1 protein-coding gene is annotated in these 284 nt (G+C 59.2%); it reads right to left on the bottom strand.

Translation table 11 applies throughout. The features are described 5' to 3' along the window. Positions 1–4: 4 nt before the first annotated feature. The coding region (locus K6753_RS14580; protein ID WP_223677183.1) for a glutathione S-transferase family protein at positions 5–284 on the bottom strand (280 nt) is incomplete at its 5' end.

Below are 284 nucleotides of genomic sequence, written 5' to 3'. Positions count from 1 at the left end.
ACGATTAGGCAGTCGAGAGGACCTCGCCCTTTGCAGCTTGCGCCGCAATACCGCGCCTCGCAATTCCGACAGCAGACTGGGCAAACGCCGAGTGAGTCATACCGTTGACGTGCTGCCTCTCGCGGCCGACGTCGAGCTCATCCATGTGCTTGAACGCGTACTGCACAGCTGGGCGAGCCATGAGTTTAGCGTGCCAGGCCGCAAGATGCGGGTACTCGCGCTCGACGTTGAAGTCTTGTGGGAGGAGATGGTGGATGGCGTAGTCGTTGTATTTGATAAAGGCG

The organism is Novilysobacter selenitireducens (genome assembly GCF_020026895.1).
Classification (GTDB): domain Bacteria; phylum Pseudomonadota; class Gammaproteobacteria; order Xanthomonadales; family Xanthomonadaceae; genus Lysobacter_C; species Lysobacter_C selenitireducens.
The sequence above is the reverse complement of the archived record's forward strand: the minus strand, read 5'-3'. Positions and strand labels throughout refer to the sequence as shown.